Source organism: Sinorhizobium sp. CB7, from assembly GCF_041357635.1.
Lineage (GTDB): Bacteria > Pseudomonadota > Alphaproteobacteria > Rhizobiales > Rhizobiaceae > Rhizobium.
In genome coordinates this window covers 82,843-103,704 of record NZ_JAULLL010000018.1, presented here as the reverse complement: position 1 = coordinate 103,704, position 20,862 = coordinate 82,843, and the positions used below count along the sequence as shown (strand labels likewise).

General features: G+C 57.8%; 24 protein-coding genes and 1 pseudogene. 10 read left to right on the top strand and 15 right to left on the bottom strand.

All coding sequences use genetic code 11. The features are described from left to right. Positions 1-5: 5 nt before the first annotated feature. The 3 genes from AAE029_RS28025 to AAE029_RS28015 form a co-directional block, all read right to left on the bottom strand. On the bottom strand, positions 6-578 hold the full coding sequence (locus tag AAE029_RS28025; RefSeq protein ID WP_371076186.1) for a TRAP transporter small permease: 573 nt from the start codon (positions 576-578) through the stop codon (positions 6-8). Between the two features lie 66 nt (positions 579-644). Further along, entirely contained in the window at positions 645-1,619 is a 975-nt protein-coding gene (locus AAE029_RS28020; protein WP_371076185.1) for a sialic acid TRAP transporter substrate-binding protein SiaP, read from the bottom strand. A 36-nt stretch (positions 1,620-1,655) separates the two neighbouring features. Next, positions 1,656-2,399, bottom strand: coding sequence for a FadR/GntR family transcriptional regulator (locus tag AAE029_RS28015; RefSeq protein WP_371076184.1), 744 nt, complete (start codon positions 2,397-2,399; stop codon positions 1,656-1,658). A gap of 302 nt (positions 2,400-2,701) precedes the next feature. Here AAE029_RS28015 and AAE029_RS28010 point away from each other — a divergent pair, with 302 nt between their 5' ends. Together AAE029_RS28010 and AAE029_RS28005 are read left to right on the top strand one after the other, a co-directional pair. Further along, positions 2,702-2,902 (top strand): hypothetical protein, encoded by a 201-nt coding sequence (locus AAE029_RS28010; RefSeq protein WP_371076183.1) that lies wholly within the window; start codon positions 2,702-2,704, stop codon positions 2,900-2,902. A gap of 18 nt (positions 2,903-2,920) precedes the next feature. Beyond that, positions 2,921-4,369 (top strand): CHAD domain-containing protein, encoded by a 1,449-nt coding sequence (locus AAE029_RS28005; protein WP_371076182.1) that lies wholly within the window; start codon positions 2,921-2,923, stop codon positions 4,367-4,369. 205 nt (positions 4,370-4,574) lie between these two features. Here AAE029_RS28005 and AAE029_RS28000 read toward each other — a convergent pair whose 3' ends face one another. Both AAE029_RS28000 and AAE029_RS27995 read right to left on the bottom strand, forming a co-directional pair. Then, positions 4,575-4,739, bottom strand: coding sequence for a hypothetical protein (locus tag AAE029_RS28000; RefSeq protein WP_371076181.1), 165 nt, complete (start codon positions 4,737-4,739; stop codon positions 4,575-4,577). 29 nt (positions 4,740-4,768) lie between these two features. Further along, a complete protein-coding gene (locus tag AAE029_RS27995) occupies positions 4,769-5,587 on the bottom strand; it encodes a hypothetical protein (protein ID WP_371076180.1) in 819 nt (272 codons plus the stop codon). A 320-nt stretch (positions 5,588-5,907) separates the two neighbouring features. On the opposite strand from AAE029_RS27995, the gene AAE029_RS27990 reads away from it, so the two are divergent. After that, positions 5,908-6,153 carry a type II toxin-antitoxin system Phd/YefM family antitoxin gene (locus AAE029_RS27990; RefSeq protein WP_371076179.1) on the top strand — a complete coding sequence of 82 codons (246 nt, stop codon included), beginning with the start codon at positions 5,908-5,910 and terminating at the stop codon, positions 6,151-6,153. Then, positions 6,150-6,593, top strand: coding sequence for a PIN domain-containing protein (locus AAE029_RS27985; RefSeq protein ID WP_371076178.1), 444 nt, complete (start codon positions 6,150-6,152; stop codon positions 6,591-6,593). The genes AAE029_RS27990 and AAE029_RS27985 overlap by 4 nt, the downstream gene beginning before the upstream one ends. Positions 6,594-7,418: 825 nt before the next feature. Here the strand turns inward: AAE029_RS27985 and AAE029_RS27980 are convergent. The 7 genes from AAE029_RS27980 to AAE029_RS27950 form a co-directional block, all read right to left on the bottom strand. Next, positions 7,419-7,811 (bottom strand): GFA family protein, encoded by a 393-nt coding sequence (locus AAE029_RS27980; RefSeq protein ID WP_371076177.1) that lies wholly within the window; start codon positions 7,809-7,811, stop codon positions 7,419-7,421. A gap of 267 nt (positions 7,812-8,078) precedes the next feature. Further along, positions 8,079-10,619 carry a vitamin K epoxide reductase family protein gene (locus AAE029_RS27975; RefSeq protein WP_371076176.1) on the bottom strand — a complete coding sequence of 847 codons (2,541 nt, stop codon included), beginning with the start codon at positions 10,617-10,619 and terminating at the stop codon, positions 8,079-8,081. A gap of 458 nt (positions 10,620-11,077) precedes the next feature. Then, positions 11,078-12,028, bottom strand: coding sequence for an NADP-dependent oxidoreductase (locus AAE029_RS27970; RefSeq protein ID WP_371076175.1), 951 nt, complete (start codon positions 12,026-12,028; stop codon positions 11,078-11,080). A gap of 212 nt (positions 12,029-12,240) precedes the next feature. Next, a complete protein-coding gene (locus tag AAE029_RS27965) occupies positions 12,241-12,882 on the bottom strand; it encodes an HD domain-containing protein (RefSeq protein ID WP_371076174.1) in 642 nt (213 codons plus the stop codon). A 19-nt stretch (positions 12,883-12,901) separates the two neighbouring features. Next, positions 12,902-13,579: an HD domain-containing protein gene (locus AAE029_RS27960; protein WP_371076173.1), complete on the bottom strand. Its 678-nt coding sequence runs from the start codon at positions 13,577-13,579 to the stop codon at positions 12,902-12,904. A gap of 52 nt (positions 13,580-13,631) precedes the next feature. Next, on the bottom strand, positions 13,632-14,087 hold the full coding sequence (locus AAE029_RS27955) for a carboxymuconolactone decarboxylase family protein (protein ID WP_371076172.1): 456 nt from the start codon (positions 14,085-14,087) through the stop codon (positions 13,632-13,634). 19 nt (positions 14,088-14,106) lie between these two features. Beyond that, positions 14,107-14,526 (bottom strand): cupin domain-containing protein, encoded by a 420-nt coding sequence (locus AAE029_RS27950; protein WP_371076171.1) that lies wholly within the window; start codon positions 14,524-14,526, stop codon positions 14,107-14,109. A gap of 92 nt (positions 14,527-14,618) precedes the next feature. On the opposite strand from AAE029_RS27950, the gene AAE029_RS27945 reads away from it, so the two are divergent. Further along, positions 14,619-16,031: a PLP-dependent aminotransferase family protein gene (locus AAE029_RS27945; protein ID WP_371076233.1), complete on the top strand. Its 1,413-nt coding sequence runs from the start codon at positions 14,619-14,621 to the stop codon at positions 16,029-16,031. 76 nt (positions 16,032-16,107) lie between these two features. Here AAE029_RS27945 and AAE029_RS27940 read toward each other — a convergent pair. Further along, a pseudogene (locus AAE029_RS27940) lies at positions 16,108-16,272 on the bottom strand (NAD-dependent epimerase/dehydratase family protein); the annotation flags it as partial. A gap of 258 nt (positions 16,273-16,530) precedes the next feature. Between AAE029_RS27940 and AAE029_RS27935 the strand changes: the two are divergent. Continuing rightward, a complete protein-coding gene (locus tag AAE029_RS27935; RefSeq protein ID WP_371076170.1) occupies positions 16,531-16,959 on the top strand; it encodes a nuclear transport factor 2 family protein in 429 nt (142 codons plus the stop codon). An 84-nt stretch (positions 16,960-17,043) separates the two neighbouring features. Here the strand turns inward: AAE029_RS27935 and AAE029_RS27930 are convergent, their stop codons facing one another. Together AAE029_RS27930 and AAE029_RS27925 are read right to left on the bottom strand one after the other, a co-directional pair. Continuing rightward, positions 17,044-17,484 carry a PIN domain-containing protein gene (locus AAE029_RS27930; RefSeq protein ID WP_371076169.1) on the bottom strand — a complete coding sequence of 147 codons (441 nt, stop codon included), beginning with the start codon at positions 17,482-17,484 and terminating at the stop codon, positions 17,044-17,046. 2 nt (positions 17,485-17,486) lie between these two features. Beyond that, positions 17,487-17,738 (bottom strand): type II toxin-antitoxin system Phd/YefM family antitoxin, encoded by a 252-nt coding sequence (locus tag AAE029_RS27925; RefSeq protein WP_371076168.1) that lies wholly within the window; start codon positions 17,736-17,738, stop codon positions 17,487-17,489. 194 nt (positions 17,739-17,932) lie between these two features. Between AAE029_RS27925 and AAE029_RS27920 the strand changes: the two genes are divergently transcribed. From AAE029_RS27920 to AAE029_RS27905, 4 genes are all read left to right on the top strand, one after another. Next, positions 17,933-18,505, top strand: coding sequence for a hypothetical protein (locus tag AAE029_RS27920; protein WP_371076167.1), 573 nt, complete (start codon positions 17,933-17,935; stop codon positions 18,503-18,505). Further along, a complete protein-coding gene (locus tag AAE029_RS27915) occupies positions 18,506-18,853 on the top strand; it encodes a hypothetical protein (RefSeq protein ID WP_371076166.1) in 348 nt (115 codons plus the stop codon). 206 nt (positions 18,854-19,059) lie between these two features. After that, positions 19,060-19,953 (top strand): hypothetical protein, encoded by an 894-nt coding sequence (locus tag AAE029_RS27910; RefSeq protein ID WP_371076165.1) that lies wholly within the window; start codon positions 19,060-19,062, stop codon positions 19,951-19,953. A gap of 135 nt (positions 19,954-20,088) precedes the next feature. Beyond that, complete coding sequence (locus AAE029_RS27905) at positions 20,089-20,727, top strand: hypothetical protein (protein WP_371076164.1); 639 nt, start codon at positions 20,089-20,091, stop codon at positions 20,725-20,727. Positions 20,728-20,862 lie beyond the last annotated feature (135 nt).

Below are 20,862 nucleotides of genomic sequence, written 5' to 3'. Positions count from 1 at the left end.
GGCGATCAATCCTCGATCTTCTGGAACATTTCGGGTCGTTCGAGCACGGAATAGCCACGGCGCAGATTGCCGATGAAGACCTGAATGGAGCGGGCGAGCATCAGGACGAATGCGGCCATGACACTGTAGAAGACGATGCTCCGCGGGAGATCGATCGTGACCATTCGCTCATGGGCGACGACTTCGACGTAACGCCACATCAGCCAGCAGGCATAGGCAAAGAAGGCAATGCGAACGACATCGACGAAGACGGAAAGCGCGCGAGCCGCCCCGGACGGAAGATAATGATAGAGCACATCCACCTGGATATGCCGCGAAATGCGCACGCACATCGCTGAGCCCAGGAAGACCACTCCGATCAGGCAGTTGATGGCGATCTCCTCGGTCCAAGCATAGGAATCGTTGAGCACATAGCGGGTGAAGAACTGCAGGAAGACACACCCCGTCATCAGCCAAAAGATGATGAGCGTCAGCCAGTCTTCGAAGCCATAGTCGGTCGCATGTGCAGTCGGTGCCGTATCCTCGAAGGATTGCGCAATCTCTTCGGCCGTTATTTGAGTATGGATTTCTTTCGACATGATGGTCTTTCGGCAATGGTGGGGAAAGACCGGCCTCGCGATCGTGAGGCCGGCGGCGTCATCCAACTATTTGATGGCGCGAATGGCTTCCCAGTCTTCCTTTTTGTAGCCGAAGTCCTCGAGCTTGACCTTTTCCATGACGTTCTTCTCGAAATCCGCCTTGTCGACTTCGGCGACGGAGACGCCCATCCCCTTGAATTTATCGACCAGCGCCTTCTCGCGCTCCTCGATGATCTTCGTGGCACGTTCGGCAGCCTCCGACATGACCTCGGAGAAGATCTTCTTGTCCTCGTCCGAGAGGCTCGCCCAGCGGCTCCCGGAGACGACTGTGTTGAGGTGATCGACGATATGACCCGTCAGGACTATGTTCTTCTGAACTTCGAAGAATTTCTTGGCCTCAATGGTCGTTAGCGGATTTTCCTGCGCTTCGACGGTGCCATTCTGAAGGGCAAGATAGACTTCTGCAAAGGCAATCGGCGTGGTGTTGGCACCACAGGCTCGTGGCATGGCGAGATAGGCCGGGACATCAGGAACACGGATCTTCAGGCCCTTCATGTCGGCACATTTGGAGATCGGCTTATTTGAGGTGGTGTGGCGCGTGCCGTAGTAAGTGACAGCAGCGATATGGTTGCCGGAGGCCTTTTCATAACCCTCGGCCAGACGCTTGAACACGTCGCTCTTGGTATAGGCGATCAGATGGTTCGGATCGCGGAAGATGTAGGGGAAATAGGTGACCCCGATCGGGCGATATTCGCGGGCCGCGAAACTTGACCCCGAGATGATGATATCAACCGTTCCAAGCTTGAGGCCCTGGTTGATATCCGCTTCCTTGCCGAGCTGCGACGCTGGAAAGACGTCAATCTTGTAGCGGCCGTCAGTGCGTTTGTTGATCTCCTCCGCCGCCCATACGGATTCCGTATGGAACGGTTCGGATGTCTCGTAGACATGTGCCCATTTCAGCACGGTCTGTGCCTGCGCCGCGAAAGCCGAGGCCAGAACGACCGCGGCTGTGCCCAGGATTATTTTCACTTTCAACTTCATGGTTTCCTCCTCCCAGTTGAACCAGTGAATATGCGTCTAATGGTTAGCGATACGCCTCCATGCAGCGGGTATGCCGTTGCCCACCGATTCGCCCTCGAAGCTTTCCGACAGGCGAAGCTGTGACTGATCGAGATGGGCACGCATGGCGGCGCGCGCCGCAGCCGGATCGCCCGCGGCAATCGCATCCCTGATTGCGCGATGCTCCTCCATCGCCGCCCGCCAGGTCTGCGTATTTTCGAAATAGCTAGCGAGCTTTTCGAAATAGGGCGTCATGCGCATATCGTGAATGCTGCCGATGAAGCGATTGAGCGTCGCATTGGCAATGATACCCGAAACGATGACATGAAATTCGCGATCCAATGCCAACGCCCGCCGCTGATCATCAAGCGCCGACGCCATCTTGGCGAGATTATCGTCCATCAGCGCAACGTGCTCCTGACGGACCAGCCGGGCTGCCTCTTCGGCGACCGCACATTCGACGACTGCGCGCGCCCTTAGTAATTCGAATGGTCCTTCGAAATCTTCCGGCGGCGAGTCCGTGGAAAGCTGCTTGCGCGCCGTCACATAGATGCCGGACCCCATACGAATATCGATGAAACCTTCCACCTCCAGCACGATCAGCGCTTCACGGATCGTCGGACGGGATACGCCCAGCATATGCGCCAGCTCGCGTTCGGCTGGAAGGCGCGAACCGGCCGAAAGCTCCCCCTTCTCGATCAACGCACGCACCTGATCGGCCACTTGGCGATAAAGTCGCTGCGATTCCACGGCTGAAAACATCGTTTCTTCCTCACGCGCGATTGGAAGTGGTCAGGTGGCCATACCAATTCTCGGGAGATTAGCTCAGAAGTCGCTATTGTCAATGAGGTGTGGAAGGCGGACGACCTTCGTATCCAGCGGTGCCCCTGAGGGCGGCTGCGAATGCTAAGGTGGATCGACTGAAGTTGCGCCGCCTGATCCAAGACGCCGGACTTCGCTCATTGGGGGCGCTTGTTGGACTCCAGGTTCCATGCTCACGCATTTGACGCGCTGACGCCTGCACTTACATAATGACTGGCCTTATGCGGGGCGGAGGATGCCTCTTGGATCGATCGTTATTTCTCTCCAGACTTCTAGGGCCGACATTCGTCACGATCGCGCTTGGCATGCTGATCAATCTCAACATGTATGCAAGCATGATCGCGGAGGCGCTGAACGGCTGGCACCGCCTCAAATCAATAATGCCCTCGCGAATCAGTGGCATAACCAAACGATCTGCTCACGCCTTCGCAGTGCTGCTCTGAAGATTGGGAGATTTGCAATTGCCGTCCGAAATCGAAGTCAAGCTCGAACCCTCATCGGAAATCATCAAGAGGCTCACTCGTGCCGATCTTCTCGGAAAACCGGAAATCCTGAAGCAGACCTCGATCTATTTCGATACCGAAGATCGCAGGCTGTTCACCAGCGGTTTCACAGTCCGCATCCGGCGGACCGGCGAAGCTCGGATACAGACCGTGAAGGCGACAGGACAGAGTGCGTCGCTATTTACGCGATCGGAATGGGAGACGCCTCTCGAGGGAGATGCGCCCGTTCTCGATCACTCGAATCCGCTCACGAGCGAGTTCGGCTCCGACCTTGAGCTGAGGCCGATGTTTGACGTCGAGGTCGAGCGGCGGATCTGGAGCGTCGAGGAGTCCGGTTCAACGATCGAGGTCGCCCTTGACCAGGGCGTCGTCATATCCGGAGAGCGGAACACAGACGTGCGTGAGTTGGAACTGGAGCTGAAGGATGGCGAGCCGAAGGACCTGTTCGTCCTTGTCCGCAAGATCGAAGCGCTCGCGCCGGTTCGCTTCGGGATCCGATCCAAGGCGGAAAGAGGCTTCAGTCTTATCGAAGCGCAGAAGTTCTTCCACAAGGCAGAAAGCGTGCATCTCGACAAAAGCATGCATGCGGCCGCATCTTTTCAGGCGATCGCGGCGTCATGCTTCCGGCAGTTCCGAATGAACGAGGACATCCTTCTCCGCCATCGAAACGCAGAGGCCCTGCACCAGGCGCGGGTTGCGCTGCGCCGTCTGAGGTCCGCGTTTTCCCTGTACAAGCCGTTGCTGCAGGGCGAGGAGCCACAACGACTGAAGGACGAGCTTCGCTGGCTCGCGGGAGTTTTAGGCGAAGCACGCAATCTGGACGTCCTCCTCCCGAAGGCAATGGACGACGATCTTTGGCAACGATTGTCGGCCGCGCGTGAGGCGGCTTACGACGATGCCCTCGAAGCGCTGAGCTCTTCGCGCGCACGCGCACTCATGCTCGATTTCAACGAATGGCTCCATTGCGGCAACGACCTCCTCCTACCGGACACTGAAGAAGTCCATGAGATGAAAGCGTCGGATTTCGCGGGCGCAGCGCTCGATCGGATGCGCAAGAAACTGAAGAAGCATGGCCGCGCGCTCGCCGAGGTCGATGACCAGCAACGTCACGAGGCGCGCAAAGATGCAAAGAAGCTGCGATACGCGGGCGAGTTCTTCGCCTCGCTTTTCGACGACAGGCGAGGCGCCGGTCGCCATAAGCGGTTCATGGCTGCCATGGAGGATCTGCAGGATCACCTGGGAGCACTCAACGATCTGGCGAGCGGACCCGCGGTGCTCGAGAAGCATGATCTCGCCGATCACCCCGCGCGTGAGAGCGTGATCTCCCACGCCGACAAGGCAGAACTGATCGACGCGGCTCAGGCGGCTCTCGATGACGTGCTGGATTCGAAGCGGTTCTGGCGCTGAGGCTGGCGCTATGAGGATGATGGCCCCGCTCGATGCTCTCCGCGAAGTAGGTTCTTCTAGCCGCCGCTTGCTCGATTGTCCCCTCGCCCCGCTTGGGTGAGGGGCAAAACTCGAGGCGAATCCGATGGCTGCGAATAAAATTCGGGAGCTGCAACGACCTCTCATCCAGCGCATCGACACGGACAACCTCCCGAAAGCCCACATTCTAGCGCCATGCCGCCTCGTTCTTCTGTTTGTAGTCGCTGAAGGCTCTCCTTAGCCCGAGCAGCACTTCGGCCGCGGTCTCGAACATCGCCTTCAACTGCGGCTCTTCGACCTTTTCAATATCTCCACGCAGATGATCGACCATTTCCTGAAGGCGCGTCTGCATCGCGTGAATCTCTTTTCACGCGAGAGGCTTTAGATTTCCGCCAGCACCTCGGAAATGACGGAAAATTTCACGGCCTGCCACCGTCTATAGTCGAGCACCAGCTTGACCGAAACCCAGCAGTCTCCGCTCCTCTTGACAGTCTCCCATCCCAATAATTCCTTGGACTGGGCAGTTGCCAGCAACCTGCCGGCGTGACTGCGGGAAATGACGTAGTTGTCGGCGGCAAGTCGCGCGGAGACAGCGCCTATCCACAACCGCTCTCCCAGGTCTGCCGTTGCCGGCACGCGCGACATAAGGTCGTGCAATATATTGCTACCGGATTCCGACTTGACGAAGAGCGCGATGCTTTCGGGAGGGCTGTACCAGCCCGGATGATGGAAGAGCCGACGTGCGATTTGCGGCTGAGCGCGAAACAGTATCGTTGGATCGACCTGGGACCGGTGATATCGATCGCCCGCATCCATGCTGTCGAGCGAGCGCAGGTGTCCGTCGAGCCATCGCCGGATCAGCTGTTCCGCATGGGCGGCGGCCTGCATGGCGTTCGTGCGCCGGTCCCTGCTTTCCACCGGCTCAAATAGTTTATAGTGCGCCATCTCCTTCAGAAGCGATACCGCGGTGTTGTGACTGGCAACACGGTTCTCGACCAAGAATTTTGCGAGACTGGAGACCGTCACCGGCGGACAGCTTGGATTGATCTTGCGCTCGAAATGCATTGCCAATGCCGCCTGGCTGAGCAGCCACTTCTGCAGGTCGGCGACATAGCGCACTACTCTCGGCGCTGTATGGTGGATCGCCAGCAACTCCAACGCGGCATCGCGGAGAGCAGCGGCAAAGGAGGGATCTGCCATCAGATCATCAACACTGAAAGAGCGGCACCTGTTTTGCAATGGGGCTGAATCCGAGCGCATCGACATTATTTGGGGTGCGATAAAAGCTTCATCGAAATAAGAGAAGTAGCGAATAAATATAAAATAGCCAAATAGATAGCAAACCAGTGTGCCGGGGTAGATCGCAAGTCAACGATATCCTTGCCAGTGGCATGGACCTCCTGCTGTCGACCCCTCGAAAAGCGAGGTGAGAATCCTGTGCCCGCCAACAACGGCATACCCAGTTGCCAAATTGGAAAAGCCCCATTATGTAGGTATTATCACTACTTTATGGGTCCACCATGGAAAAAGCCATTTCCGCAGCAGACGCCAATCGTCATTTCTCCCTTATCCTGCGCGGCGTACGGGAGGGAAACAGCTATGTCGTGACCAGCCATGGCAGAGCCGTTGCTCGCATCCTTCCTGCCGATGCACGCGAGGATGTCGCAACGGGCGCACGTTCCGCCCTGCTCTCGCGGCTTGAGAAGCAGCCCATCGTCAATGCCGGTCCTTGGTCACGCGACGAGCTTTACGAGGACGATCAGTGAAGGTCGCGTTCGACACGAACGTCCTCGCCTATGCCGAAGGGGTTAACAGTATCGAGAAGCGCGATATCGTACTCGATCTCCTGCGGCGGATTCCACAAGCATCCGCCGTTATCCCGGTCCAGGTGCTCGGAGAACTTTTCAACGTTCTGGTGCGCAAGGCCGGAAGAAGCCGCAACGATGCGCGGAATGCCTTGCTGGGCTGGAAAGACACCTTTCCGGTCGTCGCGACGACGCCCGAGACGATGGTGACGGCCGTGGACCTCGTCACCGATCACCAGTTCAGCATATGGGATGCCGTCATCCTGGCCGCAGCCTCCCAAGCCGGTTGCCGTATCCTGTTGTCGGAGGATCTGCACGAGGGATTTACATGGGGAGGCGTCACGGTCGTGAATCCATTCGCAACCCCGCGACATGCTTTGTTGAGCAGTTTCCTCAGCTGAGTCCCCGATCTACAAGGTGCGAGGGTCCCACACCATGTCCAATCGCCCGCGCCGGCCGGCGCGGAGGAATATCCGGACGGGGATACAAGGCGGACCGATCGATCGGCAACGCGGCTGCGAATTACGGGCTCCCCGCGCAAATCCTCCGCCTAAGCTCGCCGAGATGACGCCGTAAGGTGATGTACTGCAGTCTAGGCGTGGTCCCGTAATAGAGTTCGGCAGCGCTGAGCGCTGAGACACTGATCCGCCCCACATCGTTGTTCAACCGCATATATTCCGCCTGCGAAATATAACCATGGACACGGTTCCAATATAGCTGTTGCTTGCCTGCTCGAAGTTCGCTGTACACCTCCGATAACCACCAGGGCCGCCGTATCATCCCGGGTAGCCAGAGAGGAACGAATTGGGTGCCAATGAACTCATACGGTGCACTCCAGCGATACGGCTGGGTCCGTCCATGAGTATAGCCACTGCAGTATGTTAAAGCACGTGATCCCGCCAACGCGTCGACTGCGGGATAAGACAGGATCAAGGCTGCGATTATCACACGAGAAAGTAAAGAGCGCACTTTCGGTCTCCCATCCATAGTGCCAGGCACAGGATCTCGCTTCGCGAGACTGGCTACGCACTTTGCTTCATCTTCATGAAAATGTCGGATCGACTAAACTTACCAATTACTCAGAGGCAACGACAAAATATAACATATCCTGATATCACCACGAAGACACATTACATGGACTATTTGTTCCGCTGAACTGAATACGCCTGCCGCCACCGCACCATCCTCCGTCGCGCCGCGCTGGCGATGTCTTCAAGAGTAACAAATCAAGATAGCTGCGATTGATCAATAATCGGGACATGCGGCAGATCGTAGTAGTCGCCGGCCGATTCCGTATGAATCTGGCTTTCAATTTTCAAACCGGTTGGCCCATCGATCGTTCCGGCCAAGATCGAGATGTAAGGATTGCCGTGCCTGCGCCAGAACAGATTGCTGCCGCAGGTGCCGCAAAAACCCCGCTCGGCGGTATCAGACGATTGAAACCAGTTGAGGGTGGTACCCGTGATCGCCACATTCGCCTGCAGGGCTTGAGTTGCTGCAACATAGTGTCCTGAGGTTTTTCGGCATTGATTGCAATGACACGCCACAACGTGCCGTAATTCTCCTTGAACCTCATAGGATACGCCGCCGCATAGGCAGCTGCCCGTTTTCTTCTGCATTTGAATGCTCCCCCGCCAGATTGACACCGTCTCGAAGCTGCCATGACCCTGGCGTTGCCATTACTCTGATCGCGACTGTTTCCTGTCAGTTCCATCCGACGACAGTCCGGCCGTCATGACCAAAAGCGCAGTGTCGTCCCTTGGTCGAAGAATGGCGCCATTCATGATACGGGGCATTTGGAAATTAGACTCAGATTGAAAACAGCGCAAAGCATCAAGTATCGGAACCCATATCCCTGGCTCGTCTGATGCGGCGGGGATGAAGCCTTAGACGATGATCCGGTCCCAGCCGCCATAGTGTTCTGCGCTCCGTGTGCCGCGCGGTATGCTGAGCCCGATCAGAAGAAGACCGGCAGCGCCGTTGAAGAATATTCCGGTACTGTTTCCGCCTTCCAGGATAAACGGCGATATCGCTATCCAGGCCCCCAGCACGATGTTGAGAAACCGGGCTGGGCGGGCAATCTCAGCCATGGCAGTCACCGCAACGAGGATCACCAGACAACCGACGACATGGTCGCTGAAATAGAGCGGCGGTTGAGAACCGATGACGAGCGGTGTTGCCATCAAAGCAGCTCCGAGGACGATACTGGCGGCCAAAGTCCAGGGGAAATTGACCCCGCCGGTCGCAAAGTCACGCAATAGAGCCACAGCCGACCGATCGAGGTCGGGTTCGGGCGTTTGATTTTCCGACAGCGCCGGTCCGCCGCGCCAGAAAGTCCGCCAGAACGGCTCGCCGGCGCGGTCGGCGCCGCGAAGATACTGACAGCTCGCCAGAACCTCGTCGATCGAGTAGGGAATCATCACCACGGTGACCGCGGCCTGCAGGATGCAGAGCGTGCAAAGCGCGCCGATGAGCGGAGGCTGTATGATGATGAAGCTTACGCTCACAACGCCGAGCGGAACGACCAGCAGGCCGAAGAGCAGCACCATCCAGGGCTTGGTGCGCCAGCGCCGTCGGTCACCGATGGCGCCGGTGAGAATATCGAGCGCATAGGCGAAAGCACCGAGGCCGGCGTCCGGTATGGGGAAGCCCTTCGATACCCATGAGGTCACGACGGCTTCGCTGCCATTGCGGGTCGGCGACGCGCCCGGCCCGAAGAACGGATCCCATAGGCTTTCGATGTGTCCGAGCTGATAAGCGGCAAGATAACGGGACACGAAGAGACCGACAAAGGCGAACGCGATGATTGGGATGCGCTGCGTGAAGGCGGACGGCGAATAACTCCATCCGAGCGGCCTGTCGTCATCGCCCGCAAGTGCGCGGCGGCTGATCCCCGGTGTCGGCGGAATCATGACGGCAAAGGCCACCACAAGCATGCCGACCAAAGTATCGCTGCCATAAGCGGCCGCGCTGGATGTCCAGAAGACCAGCGGTGCGAAAATCACCCAGACGCCGACTGCAGCCGTCAGCCACTGAAGCCACATGCGTTTCCGCGGCATGCCGGCGAGAGCCAGGCAAAGAATCAGCAGTCCGGAAAGGATTTCGCTCAATCCCATCCAGGCATTGCGAATTTCCGGTGGCGGAAGCTGATGGCCCAATGCCGGCGGCAGCGGAGCATTCACGGGGTCGAAAAGACCGTAGAGGAACGGCGAGGTGAGCAGCCAGAGCCCCAGCGCGACATTTGCCAGCGGCGCCCACAGCGTCATCCTTCGATGCCGTTCGATCGCCGCGTCGACCTCTTCCACCGGCCGCTCCAGCGGACCGCGCAAGCGCCTCGCCGCTTCATCAAGCTCAGGCGTGGAGGCGGCAACCACTGACGGCTCAAGCTTGTTCTTGGCATACCAGGCGGTCGGATCGGCCTTCAGCCGGGCAATCATTTCCGGCAATGTGCCGAGCAGGCTATGCCGAGGCTGCCAGCCGAGCAGCGCATCGGCGCGGGAAATATCGATTTCGAAGTGGTCGTCTGATGTCTCGATCATCCAGGAGCGGATATAAGTATCCTCGCCCAATACCTCGTCCTGGATCCAGGCACCAAGCTTTGTAGCGCTTTTCGGCAGCGCCAGGGTGCGCCAAGTCTCACCATGAACGAGTTTTCCGATATCCCGCTGCAGGTCCTGATAGGACGGCGTCTCCTCTTCGCCGATCAGCAGGGTCGTTTCATCCGGCAGCTCTGCACGGCGATCCACCGTCCGGCCGATGGCATCCGTCAGGTCGTCGCGATGCAGATAAGGCTGGCCATGCGTCATATCACCAGCAAATAGATAGGCCGTCGGCAGCCGTTCAAAGATTCGCGCGATCTGCTGCGCGATGAAGGCAGCGCGGCAATCCTCGTCGTAAACGCCCGCCAACCGCAGAATCACCGTCTTGATGCTACCCCGCCGCTCAGCGATCAGGGGCTCGGTCACAGCCTTGGACTTGGGATAGGCCCAGGAGGGATCCAGAGGTGAATCCTCCGTGATCTTCTCTCCTTTCTTCGGACTCGGCGCATGGACGAGCAGCGTGCTGGAAAAGATGAACTGCTCGGTCTCGAACTTTCGCAACGACTCTAGCAGCCGGCGTGTACCCTGGACCGTGACCGCGTCATATTTCGGGTTCTCTTCTCCGGTCGTATCGTAGTAAGCAGCCAGATGGATGACCGAGGCGATGCGGTCGCCGCTTCGCTTCCGGATCTCCGCCATCGCATGCTCAACACTCTTGTCGGAGGTCAGGTCGATCTCGATCGTGTCCATGCCGCTCAGCGGTTTTTTCGGCTGGACCACATCGAGTCCGATAACCCGATAGCGATCCAGAAGACTTTGCGCGATTGCCTGCCCGAGAAAACCGCTGGAGCCGGTGATAACGACGGTCGGAGCTCTCGTCTTCTGCATATCGGCCCTTTCCAGAAATTTCTCCTGCAAACTCCCCCTGCCCCGCAAGGTTCCCCGAATCTCGAAATGAAGTGGAGACATCGGCGAAATCACCGAGGCCCCCAAGCCATGAGCCAGGAGGACGTCACGGCAGACGTCGACGCCATTGACGTGCCCACCGTCGTCATCGTCGGCGAGCTCGATAGGGTCGACACGCCGGATCTGTTGTAAGCAGAGCTGCTTACCCGTGTCTCCCAGGCCGTCATGCATGTGCTACCCGGCACCGGACATCTGTCGATGCTGGAATTACCCGGTGCGCTACTCCCGCTCATAGGGGCCCTCTGCGCGTCGATGGCAAAATCGGAAGCTGGAGAGCTTACGTCGGTGGCTGCCGCTGCAAAGGTGTAATTTAGGCGCCGCTGGTACGACGGTGTTAAGCGATTGGACGTTCACTAAGCAGCGAAGATTCGGTGCCGGCCTCAGCTTGCAACATTGAGGACGATCTTCCCCTTGGGATGGCTCCGCTTGCCTTCGAGCATTTCGTGCGCTTCGATAGCCTTGCTCACCGGAAGGACGGTCCCGACATTGCTCTTCAGGTGGCCTCCGTCGATCAGTTTGGAGATCTCTTCAAGCTGCATAGTCGTCACGCTGACGAGGAAAAACGCGGCTGTGACACCGTGTCTCTCGGCTAGCTCCTGATCCGGCTGCGACACCGCTGATATCAGCTTGCCACCAGGTTTCAGGACAGCGAACGAGCGATTCTGCGTTTCACCACCAACTAAGTCGATGACGACGTCGGCGCCCGTCACTTTGAGCTCAAAACGCTGGCTGTGATAGTCAATTACCTCAGCAGCGCCGAGGCTGCGCACTGTTTCGATGTCTTCTGCACCTGCGGTCGCAATGACTCTCAGGCCGGCGCTGCGGGCAAACTGTACGGCATAGCCGCCAACATTGCCGCCTGCACCGTGGATCAGGACTGTCTGACCCGCGTTGAGACGAGCCTGATCGAAAAGCGCCTGCCGTGCGGTAACCGCGATCACTGGGATCGAGGCGGCGACGATGTCATCGATCCTCTTCGGCTTGTGTGCAATCATGGCGGCGCTGGCGACGGCATATTCGGCATAAGCGCCGATGAAGCGCGGGTTGGTCACCCCATAGACGGCGTCGCCGGGTTCGAAACCTCGAACATTTGGTCCTACCATTTCCACGATTCCCGCAAGGTCCGAGCCGAGCGTGAGCGGCAAGGGCTGCGGCAAAACGCTCTTGCCTGAGCGAATCCAGCCGTCCCAAGGTCCGACACCTGCCGCCTTTACCTTGATCAGCACCTCCCCTTCTCCAGGCACCGGCCGTTCTATCCTTTCCGCCCGGATTATCTCGGGCGGACCAAATTCATGCACGCGGTAAGCCATCATTGTGAGTTCGTTTGGCATCTTTGCTTCCTTTTTCATTGCCCGACCTGCTCTACTCCGCACCGGCGGCAAAAGGTCGTCCTTGCCCAGCGGTTGCCTATCTGGCGATGCACGCCCTCCGCTGTCACCAGCAAGAGGATGTTGGATGCAGCACTCCATACGCTGACCCCGCCAAGGCGGGGGCACATATCACAAGGCCGAAGCCTCGACGCTGAGCGAAAAGCTGCTTTAATTCAGCACTTCCAATTTGACGCAAGAATGATGCTGCACATGTCTATCCGCTGAAAGTCCGGATCCTTGAACGCCAGGACATCGTCGTTGAAGGTTCCGAATGTGCTGTGGGGACGGTGCCTCATGCCCTCATAGAAGGCATCGATGATCCCATGCTTGAAGTCGGCTTCTCGGGGAAAGGCGGCGATAACGGCCTCGCGCTGCGCGTCAGTAAATTCGTCATAACCGCGGCCGGCCACATCCATGCCGGCCCCGGCCTGCACCAGCGCGATCTCCGGACGCATAAATTCCGGTATGCCGGGCGTCGTGTGGAGAGCGACGGCGTTCCAGACCGTCTCGATATCGCTTTCGGAGATACTATGTCCCCGAAGAAAATCACGCGCGGCGTTCGCGCCATCCACCTCGAAGCGTAGCTGGCTGTTTTCGTAGCGTGCAGTGAGGCCGATGTCATGGAACATGGCGGCCGTATAGAGCAGTTCCGGGTCAAAGCTCAGGCCCCTCCGGTTCCCCGTCATGGCTCCCCAGAAATAGACCCGGACCGAGTGATAGAACAGCAAATGACTCTCGGTATCTCGAATAAACTCAGTCGCTTCACGCGCGATTTTACTGTCCGGGATGCGCACTCCCGATATTTTCTCAAGCATCCTGTATTCATCCTGATCGTTACTTGCTTCCTGCGGAATGCTCTCGGTCATTCCTGGCAACCCACCGTGAGTTCCGCATCAGGCTGCAAAAGTTCTGGCGATGGAAATGTGGTTCCTTGTCCGCAATTACATCGGCAAGGCCGGTGCGCTGGGTGGTTTCAGGCCGATGCTTGAGGCCGTCGTAGAGGCTCTGCAGGACGTCCTCTGCAAATTGTGGAGAATGCGGATAAGCCGCTTCCACCGCCCTCCGCTGGGCATCGGTAAATTCATCATAGCCAAGGCCAACGAGGTCCATCATCACCCCTTCGGCAGTGAGCGCGACGATTGGGTGCAGATGCGTGGAAATCCCTGGCGTCGTGTGCAGCGCGATCGCGAGCCAAACCTTCTCAATGTCGGCTTCCGAAACGCCGTGGCTCCGCAGGAAGTCGCGTGCGGCGTTTGCACCGTCCACCTCGAAGCGTAGGCGGCTTTCCCGAAAGCCGGCGGTCAAACCGACGTCGTGGAACATGGCGGCCGTGTAGAAGAGTTCCGGATCGAGCGTCAGGCCCTTGCGCCCTGCAGCCAAGGCACCCCAAAAATAGACGCGAGAAGAGTGCTCAAACAGAAACACACTCTCGGTGTCTCGAATGAACTGCGTCACGTCGCGCGCTAGTTTGCTGTCGGGAATTCTTACACCGGTAAGCTCGTCGACGGTCATGGTCTTTACTCCATCATAGCCTCGATGCTCAGGATTGGCGCGCCGCTCCGGCTCAATTTTCGAGAACTGCCTGCGGCGTGTTCCGGAAGCTGATGGCCATGCGATTGTAGCTGTTCATCAGGCTGATCGCGATCGTCAGATCGACGAGTTGCTTCTCGTCGAAAACCGCTCGCGCGGCTTTGTAGGCGCTGTCCGGCACGCCGGTCTCGGCAACGCGCGTCACGCTCTCGGCCCAGGCAAGCGCGGAGCGCTCGGTCTCGCTGAAGAGACTGCCGCCTTCTTCCCACGCCTGCACTAGCGCGAGCTTCTCGACCTTCACGCCCTTCTTGATGAGTTCGCGGGTGTGCATGTCAAGACAAAAGGCGCAGTTGTTGATCTGCGAGACCCGCAGATAGACAAGGTCCACCAGCTCGCCGGGCAGACCGCTCTGCATGACATAGCCATAGACGCCGCCGAGCGCCTTGGCGCCGTTGGGAGCGATTTGGTTGTAATCGAGCCTGTTGGTCATTGTTCAAGTTCCTTCCATCTCATTTGACGGGGGTGGTGAGCTTCTTGTCGTCGGAGTCGACGACAAAGACCGCAAGCAATTTCGCCGGTTTGGTCTTGCTCGCGTTGCGGCTGATTGAATGGATCGCACGCGGCGGTTCGGACCAGCTCTCGCCGGCCTTGTAGATGCGGGTTTCGCTGTCGTTTACCTTTGACTCGACCTCACCCGAAAGCACATAGGCGTAGATAAAGGCCGACTTGGCGTGCGTGTGCGGCGGGGAAGCCGCGCCCGGTGCATAGTCGACTTCCACAACGACGAGCGACTTGCCGGGGATGTTCGGAATCGCTTGATCGAATTGGGGCACGACCGTTTCGGCCTGATCGTCATGCGCCAGGGCAGGCCCGGCAACGGTTGAGGCGAGCGCGATCCAGATAGCAGGGATGGTGATGCGGATCTTCACGGGTTTTCTCCTTCTGACACCCCAAAAGATGGCGCATTGGTAGCCCATAAAAAAGGACCAAGAACGCGAAGAAATCGTGTACTATGGCGGGCATGAATAAGCCGCTGAACCTGAATCTCGATCGTACGGCCAAGATATCCTTGTCGGAGCAGATCCGAAGAGGAGTGACTATGGCCATCGAAGGCGGAGTGCTGGAGCCCGGGGCGCGCCTACCGTCATGGCAGGATCTGGCAGCCCAACTTGGTGTCGCGCGCGGAACGGTGCGGACCGCGTATGAGAAGCTTGCCGCCGCCCAATTGATCGACGCCTCGCGGGCGGCGGGCACGCGCGTCGCTCAACGCCCTCGCGCAGTCACAAAGAGCGAGCCGCCGCCAGACGTAGGCTCGTTCCTCGAGATCTATCTGGAAATGACGCAGGGACCTGCGTTCTTCCAAATGGGCGTGCCGGCAACCGAGACCTTCCCGGCAACCTTATTCGCGCGCATTCGCGCGCATGCGGTCCGTGCCGAGGCGAGCGCTCCCCCTCTTTATCCCGACCCTCGCGGAGAGCTTGAGTTGAGGCGCGAAATCGCGGCCTATCTTGCCGTCGCCCGCGGCATCAACTGCTCGCCATCGCAGGTCATCATCACTGGGGGGTTCGGCGCAGGGCTTGGCCTGGCGCTCAGCGTTCTTGGGCTGGGCGGACATACCGCCTGGATCGAGAATCCAAGCTTCCCCTGGTCCAGGAAAGGGCTTGAACTCGCACGCTTGTCCCTCGCTCCGATCCCCGTCGATGCAGACGGTATCGATGTCGATCATGGGCTACGCCATCATCCTGACGCAAAGCTCGTCGTCGTAACCCCCGGACAGCAGGCGCCGCTCGGTCCTACCTTGTCACTTGAACGACGCCTTCGTCTGCTCGAATGGGCGGCGGTGAACCAGGTGTGGGTGATCGAAGACGACTATCTGAGCGAACTGCAACTGGCAGGAAGGGCCGCGCCGGCGCTCGCATCGTTAGATCGAGACGGGCGCGTCATTCACATCGGTTCGTTCAGCAAGACGATCAGTCCAACTGTTCGGCTTGGCTTTCTGTTCGCGCCGGGCGAACTGATCTCTCGGTTCGCGGAGGTGGCAGCGTGCCTCGCGCCGCCACCTGGGCCCGCGGTGCAACTCGCGACTGCCGAGTTCATGCATGAGGGCCATTATATGCGCCACCTCCGACGCACTAAACGGGTCTATGCCGCCAAACGGCAGGCGCTGCTGGATTGTCTTCAGTCATCCGTTGGCGCGGATCGTGTTGCAGCGCCGGGATTGGCCGTGCTGCTTAAATTGCCGAAGGGAGCGCCGGACGTGGCCGTGGCGCGCGAAGCTTTGACGTTCGGCATGTTTCCGGCGCCGCTTTCCGCTTGGTATATGTCGCCTGACAGCGCCGAGTCCGGACTTCTGCTTGGTGTCGCGACGGCGCCGACGAAGAATCTTGGCCGATCCTGCGATCGTCTCCTCACAATAATCCATCGGTTCGGCTGATCAGCGACAAGGCTGAACCGCCGGCTATCGGACTGGGCGCATGGACGAGCAGCGTGCTGGAAAAGATGAACTGCTCGGTCAGATCGATCTCGATCGTGTCCATGCCGCTCAGCGGTTTTTTCGGCTGGACCACATCGAGTCCGATAACCCGATAGCGATCCAGAAGACTTTGCGCGATTGCCTGCCCGAGAAAACCGCTGGAGCCGGTGATAACGACGGTCGGAGCGCTCATCTTTTGCATATCGGCCCTTTCGAGAAATTCCTCCTGCAAACTCCCCCTGCCCCGCAAGGTTCCCCGAATCTCGAAATGAAGTGCAGACCTCGGCGAAATCACCGCGATGCGAGCAACTGGTTGGTCGTGCCGGCCTCATGAAGGCGGGGAACTTCAAATGACAATTAGCGTTGCTCGATGAGATTCATGTTCGTGGCAGCCGCCACCACGCTCCGCGGTGGTGCCTTGGCTGGTTACGCGGAATGGCCTCTAACAAAGGAGGACGCAATGGCTTCTACAGAGTCTGAGGTTAAAGTACTTTTGGATAGTCGGGTCGAGGCATGTCGGGCAAAGGACATTGATCGGCTCATGTCACTTTATTCTCCCGACATTGTCTATTTCGATGTTGTACCCCCACTCCGCTTCGTTGGATCCGATGCTGTCAGGGATAATTTTATGCGCTGGTTTGCCGAATATGAAGGGCCAATCGGCTTGGAAACCCAAGAGTTGAATGTAGCGATCAGCGGTGATGTCGCGTTCGCACATATGCTTCACTTAGACAAAGGAAACTCCAACTTACCGGAGGAGAAGAAGTTCTGGTTGCGCTCGACCGTTTGCTGCCAACGGTCAAATAGCAAATGGCTCATTACGCACGAACATATCTCGCTGCCCGTCGACTTCAGGAGTGGGACTGTACTCATGGACCTTGTCCCCTGACCCTTACCGGCGCAGATCAGCATAGTGAGGGCCGTCGTAAAAATACTGATGGGCTGCGGGGCCGGGCAATCACGGCATGGTCCGTTATTGAATCGCCGGCAACTCCTTCAAGGGATTGGCGAGCGGCACGCCAAGCGGCTCGAAATGACGCTCATTGGCCGTCAGAACGGTGAGACCATGCGCGGCAGCGGTGGCCGCTATGGCGATATCCTCAAAACCGGGATCGTGGGCACGCGCCCGGTCGAGGATCAGGCCGGCATGTCTCGCCTCCTCAATACCGAACGGCAGGATGCGATCGCCGTAGAGATGCTCAACGGCTGCTAGCCAGCGGCGCAGGTTCTCCACCTTCGTCGTCGCCTCCATCCTGACGGCGCGGGCAATACCCGCCTCGATCTCCGCAATTGTGATGGTGGAAAGATACAGCCGTTCGCTATGCGCGCGCAGCCAGGCCGCGAAGGCCTCGACGCCGATATGGCGCTTGATCGGCGCATCGAGCGACACCATGTTGGTGTCCAGGATATACAAGGTCAGAGACCGCTTTCACGCAATACACGGGCAGGCTTGCGAGAGCGTTCGGGAATGTCTGCCGGCTCGCCGGGAAAGGCCAAAAGCAGATCGGCAAAGTCCGGCACCTTGGAAACCCGCTCCCATTCCTCAAATGAAACGAGCACGGCTTCCTTGCGGCCATGACGGGTGATGACCGTCGGTTCGCCGGCGACGGCCCGATCGACCACCCCCGAGAGCGTCGCCTTCGCGTCCTTGAGCTGGATTTCCTTCATGGCATTTCTCCATATGACTACCTATAGTCATATATCATTCCGCTGCTTGAAATCAAGCGAGGTTGGAATTTCATTCACAACCATCGGTATCGCTGTGCAGAGGTGTCGGCACGAACCATTTGGAATGGTCGGGCTTGAAATGGAAGCACAAGTCAGCTATATCTCACTCGTGTAACGTGAGATAGGTAACGGAAATGATAATCGATATGGTCTTTGTCGGCGGCAGCGACGTTCTTTCCGGATCCGTCAACGGGAAACGGGCGTTCGCCGATCTTGTGAAGCTCCTGCATGAGGAGCCCGAAGAGCCATCCGCTGTCTATTTGGACTTTTGCGCAGTTACCGTTGCGACGGCAAGCTTCCTTCGCGACTCGGTATTCGCGTTCAAGAATTACCTCCGTGCCAGCGGTTCGAAGCACTATTCGGTCGTCTGCAATATCAATGCCTCCGTCTATGACGAACTTGCGCTTCTTGCGACCGCGCGAAACGACGTCATAGTTAATTGCCTTTGCGGGAAAGATGGTGAGATAGGACAGGGATCATTGATCGGCGAACTCGACCCCAAACAGCAGATGACATTCGATCTCGTCCAACGTCTTAAACAGGCAGACGCGAATACATTGATGACTTCTTTTGGCGAATCGGAGGGCACGAAGACTACAAACGCATGGAACAACCGCCTATCTAATCTTGCGCAGAGGGGTGTTATTAGAGAGTTTTCGAAAGGCAGAGCTAAGTACTATCGACCATTGCTGGAAAAGGTAAGCTAAATGGGTGTCGACTTTCTTCAAAATTCTCGGCAGACAATCATAAAGCATGTCGATAAGAATCGGGTAAGGCTCTCTACGCCCGATCTTTTCACGTCCTTTCCCGACCGTCGGCGGAAGGCGGTTGTCGCGACCGTCTTAACAGGCGGTTCGGTCGTGCTGGGTGAGGTGCTGATTGTGCAGGCCAAAGGATCCGTGCTCTCGCTGTCGAGGGGCAACACTGTGGTGGCGACACTTGACAAACCGCCGGCAGAATTGGTCTCCGAGATCCGCCGCACGGGCGGTCTGGCGGGTGGCAAGGTGCAACGTATCCATCGGCGATCCGGCAAGGCTGAAATCGAGTTGTCCTGATAATGAACAAACGCGATCACACGGCCCTGAAATCCATCTCGGATGATCCTTCCCGCTATCCGACCGCTATCGGATGTCCAACGTGCCCGCACTACGAAATATGCGGTGGCTTGGCGGTCCGATCGGCAATATTCGATTGTCTGGCATTCTGTTGCGGAGCTCCGTCCAACTGTACAAAGGCATGCCGCAACAACAGCGTTGGCTTTGTGGAAAAGTATCGGGAGATCGGTGGGTTCTCGTTCGATGATATCCTCTCTTCCGATCCGATTGAAGTTAGCCTGCCGGATGCCGACATCATCCCGCTCGTATATCATGGTAGCGCACGACAGACGGTGCTAGATTCCGCTGCCGTTGCGCTTCGCCTCGCCGACCTGATTGATTTCAAAAGCGCACGCCTTCGCTTTGAAAGCCGCGCGGCACTTTGCCAACATTTTAAGATCCCGCTTACCGCCTCGATAATCCTGACCGGCGTCAATCACGATCACAGGGTCGAGCCGTGGTGGACCCTCGGTGCCCGACGGCTCGATATTCTCGGCGCTCTGAAGCGTCTAGACATCGAGCTCATCACGACGCCGAATTTCAGCCTAGTTGCCGACAATCCTCGGACCGATGGCTTGCATTCCATGAAAAGGATCGCGATCTCTTTCGCAGAAATTCAAAATACTGGCATCGCTTGTGCACTTCACCCCAACGGCAGCACGTGGCGCGACTTCGATCGATGGGCAGCCTTCGTTCGCGGCCACGGAGAGATCGGTGTAATCGCCTACGAATTTGAGACTGGATCTGCCCATAATCACCGTAAGAAGGCGCATGTCGAGGGGCTTTGTCGAGTAGCAGGACTTGCCGGCCGCCCACTCGACATCGTCGTCAGGGGAGCCCCCGATGTCATCCCCGAGCTTAGACGCCATTTCAGGAGGGTCGTCTATATCGAGACTAGCGGTTTCCTAAAGACGATGATGCGAAAGAAAGCTATACGTGCAACGAATTCCCGCTTGACGTGGCAACCGGTGGTAACGGTCAAATCAGAACCAATCTGTTCGCTTTATGAGCACAACAATCGCGAACAGGCCGACTATCTTAGGGCGACTTACTACGGATAAGCATGGAAGCGACCGAACCCCTCGACGGCGATGTGCTTGACGATATCTGTCTCGGTTTGGAAGACGGTTCGTTCCAACTCGATGATGACGAGCGCTTTCGTGCTGAGGCTTTAGGGCCCATTATCGAGCTTATCCATGCTTATCCCGCGTTCTTTGCCGATCTTATTCGCGAAGACCGCCTTGATCTCGGCCACTACGCTTCGCTCGTTCGGGCCATACAGACCAGACGGAAGCCAGCAGGGCTTCGTTCCGGCCGCGCGCCTCGTCGGCAACAGCAATGATTGGACGGATTTCAATATTCGCACAAAAAAGGCGGCCTTGAATGCTGGTTTTCCGGAGAGCTTGGCGGGCCAGTTGCCGGCGGCCATGGGAGAGTTCTATTCGAACGTGCTGGACCACAGCCGTAGCAGTGAGAGCGGATACGTTGTGTTCTCTACAAGCCCCGGAACCTTTGAGTTTGTCGTTGCAGATCGTGGCGTAGGTGTTCTTGAAAGCCTTAGAACAAGTCCGGCCTTTGCGAATCTTTCCGATGAAGGCGAAGCGCTTGATCTAGCGCTAAGTGAAGGTGTCTCAAGATTTTATCACGAGGCGGGCCACGGCTATGGCTTTCGGCCGTTGTTGGTTGGCCTGGCGAATATCTCTCGTCACCTGCGTTTTCGATCGGGCGACTATAGCCACAACATCACCCGCGAGAACAATGGCTCGATCCACCAGCAGACCGTGCAAATCTATCGCTTGAAAGGGTTTCTCTGTTCAGCGCTCTGTAAACTTTAGAAATCTGGACCTAGACAATAGCAGATCGTATGAGTCAAGCGTCAGTCGCACGCGAATCGGCCCAAACGAATGGTTGCTAATGCAGAACCTAGATGTTTTTAAACAGGACTTTGTCCTAGGTATAAAGCCGGAATG

Excerpts from the sequence above, each read along its gene's own strand:
- AAE029_RS27970 (WP_371076175.1), bottom strand. The coding sequence starts at position 12,028 with ATGCCAAACGAACTCACAATGATGGCTTACCGCGTGCATGAATTTGGT.
- AAE029_RS27935 (WP_371076170.1), top strand. The coding sequence starts at position 16,531 with ATGGCTTCTACAGAGTCTGAGGTTAAAGTACTTTTGGATAGTCGGGTC.
- AAE029_RS27945 (WP_371076233.1), top strand. The coding sequence starts at position 14,619 with ATGAATAAGCCGCTGAACCTGAATCTCGATCGTACGGCCAAGATATCC.
- AAE029_RS28015 (WP_371076184.1), bottom strand. The coding sequence starts at position 2,399 with ATGTTTTCAGCCGTGGAATCGCAGCGACTTTATCGCCAAGTGGCCGAT.
- AAE029_RS27980 (WP_371076177.1), bottom strand. The coding sequence starts at position 7,811 with ATGCAGAAGAAAACGGGCAGCTGCCTATGCGGCGGCGTATCCTATGAG.
- AAE029_RS28025 (WP_371076186.1), bottom strand. The coding sequence starts at position 578 with ATGTCGAAAGAAATCCATACTCAAATAACGGCCGAAGAGATTGCGCAA.
- AAE029_RS27975 (WP_371076176.1), bottom strand. The coding sequence starts at position 10,619 with ATGCAGAAGACGAGAGCTCCGACCGTCGTTATCACCGGCTCCAGCGGT.
- AAE029_RS27920 (WP_371076167.1), top strand. The coding sequence starts at position 17,933 with ATGATAATCGATATGGTCTTTGTCGGCGGCAGCGACGTTCTTTCCGGA.
- AAE029_RS27925 (WP_371076168.1), bottom strand. The coding sequence starts at position 17,738 with ATGAAGGAAATCCAGCTCAAGGACGCGAAGGCGACGCTCTCGGGGGTG.
- AAE029_RS27990 (WP_371076179.1), top strand. The coding sequence starts at position 5,908 with ATGGAAAAAGCCATTTCCGCAGCAGACGCCAATCGTCATTTCTCCCTT.
- AAE029_RS28000 (WP_371076181.1), bottom strand. The coding sequence starts at position 4,739 with ATGCAGACGCGCCTTCAGGAAATGGTCGATCATCTGCGTGGAGATATT.
- AAE029_RS27995 (WP_371076180.1), bottom strand. The coding sequence starts at position 5,587 with ATGGCAGATCCCTCCTTTGCCGCTGCTCTCCGCGATGCCGCGTTGGAG.
- AAE029_RS27955 (WP_371076172.1), bottom strand. The coding sequence starts at position 14,087 with ATGACCAACAGGCTCGATTACAACCAAATCGCTCCCAACGGCGCCAAG.
- AAE029_RS27965 (WP_371076174.1), bottom strand. The coding sequence starts at position 12,882 with ATGCTTGAGAAAATATCGGGAGTGCGCATCCCGGACAGTAAAATCGCG.
- AAE029_RS27905 (WP_371076164.1), top strand. The coding sequence starts at position 20,089 with ATGCTTATCCCGCGTTCTTTGCCGATCTTATTCGCGAAGACCGCCTTG.
- AAE029_RS27960 (WP_371076173.1), bottom strand. The coding sequence starts at position 13,579 with ATGACCGTCGACGAGCTTACCGGTGTAAGAATTCCCGACAGCAAACTA.
- AAE029_RS27915 (WP_371076166.1), top strand. The coding sequence starts at position 18,506 with ATGGGTGTCGACTTTCTTCAAAATTCTCGGCAGACAATCATAAAGCAT.
- AAE029_RS28020 (WP_371076185.1), bottom strand. The coding sequence starts at position 1,619 with ATGAAGTTGAAAGTGAAAATAATCCTGGGCACAGCCGCGGTCGTTCTG.